This window comes from Methylobacterium sp. J-068, from assembly GCF_022829445.1.
Lineage (GTDB): Bacteria > Pseudomonadota > Alphaproteobacteria > Rhizobiales > Beijerinckiaceae > Methylobacterium.
This window is the reverse complement of sequence record NZ_JAKSXY010000042.1, coordinates 1-1,521: the sequence shown is the minus strand read 5'-3', so window position 1 is coordinate 1,521 and position 1,521 is coordinate 1. Positions and strand designations below refer to the sequence as shown.

1 protein-coding gene and 1 pseudogene are annotated in these 1,521 nt (G+C 59.5%); both read right to left on the bottom strand.

Translation table 11 applies throughout. From position 1 onward, the window contains the following. The coding region (locus tag MKK54_RS03625; RefSeq protein WP_244009202.1) for a Hint domain-containing protein at positions 1 to 1,099 on the bottom strand (1,099 nt) is incomplete at its 3' end. Positions 1,100 to 1,244: 145 nt separating this feature from the next. Beyond that, a pseudogene (locus tag MKK54_RS03620) lies at positions 1,245 to 1,521 on the bottom strand (hypothetical protein); the annotation flags it as partial.

Sequence of the window (1,521 nt, the reverse complement as noted above, 5' to 3'; positions counted from 1 at the left end):
GCCGGCAGGCCTCGACCAAGGGCTCCAGTTCAGACCATTGCGCGTCGCTCAGCATCGTCCCTCCTGCCTCAGAGAAACGAAAACGCAAGCCCAGCCAATCCGTCCAGGCGACGACAGGCCCTAGCCGAGCGCGCGCAAAGTCCACAATTGCGCCGTCCTCGTGGAAAGGTCGGCAGAACGGCAGCGGGCCTTCCGGTCGAGCATCAGGCAGCGCCGCGAGGTCGGTGACGCCGGCATTGGCGAAGAAGCGGCGGTTGCCGCACTCGAGGTAGCTCTCTGCGGGCAGGTTCTCGGCAAGGAGAATGTCGTGGCTGTCGAGTTCGACGTGCCAGTAGGTGACGTGCTCGACCGGGACCTGGGCGATGGTGGTGCCGTTGACGAGGCGGATGGCGGGGATGAGCACCTCGCCCATCAGGTCGACGCAGATCGCGTGGGCGGGCGAGACCAGGAGGTCGCGGGCCGGGCGGTTCTCACCGAAGGCATGCGCGGCGACGCGCACAGGCATAACGCTGCTGGGCACAGCTTGGCGGGTGCAGTCCAATCTACGATGGCCAATCCAGCGGACTGGACGGTGCGCCCCAGAAGCTGTCACGGCGAGATCACCAACCGCTAATACCTCAACTGGGACATCAATCTCGTTGCCTTCGCGGAAGGTACGTATGCAGGTTCCCGTCACGTAACACGGCGCATTTGAGCTTCTCAAAGTGGAAGTGTTATTAAAGTTTCCGTTCGATTGATAACCGAATGAACTATTTGAATAGAAAACCGCATAATCTGTTGTCGCAGTTCGAAACCCAATACCGTATTGGTCTATTCCGTATGAGCTGCCGCCACTGCCCTGGGTGTTATTTATAAATACGATGTTATCATATGGTCCAGCAGCACCACGCCCGTTGCTATCCGTGTCCTGCTGCAAGGTGCCGCCAGGCCCCAGCAACTCGGTAATCTGCTGCCCATTGAAAGTGCCGGTGATTCCCGTAATCGCATAGCCACTATAGGCTGTGCCATCAATTGTGTACGATCCGGCATTGTCTCCGGTTGTTACCGTAAAGCTACTATTTGCTGGTGTTGAAAAGGTGTAGGTGAATGTTCTGGCCAAGACACCAATTCCTGAAGCTTGTCTCGAATTCTGGGTCGATACCGCACGTTGCCACCAGCGGATGATTTGTGGCTATGATTTATATGTCACGCTTGGCGATCCGCGGCTCTGAGTTGCAGGAGCCCGCCTTGGGAGGCGGGACTTTTTAGAACGGCGCCCCTTCGACCCTGAACCGAATCACCGTCTCGTCGCGCGAGAGGGGCCAGAGGTACTGGTGCACGAGATTGCAGGCGTAGACGGGGATGCCTCGGTATGAGGCCTCGCCGGGGTCGAAGTAGCTTGGCACGTCCTCGACGAAGGTGACGACGAACTCGCCCAGGCCGCGGGGCGGGCGCTCGTAGTCCACGTCCGCCAGGAACTTGCGATGCGTGCTGCTGTCGTAGAGCACGCGGTCGACGTGCCCACGGCACTCCCGGGTGTAG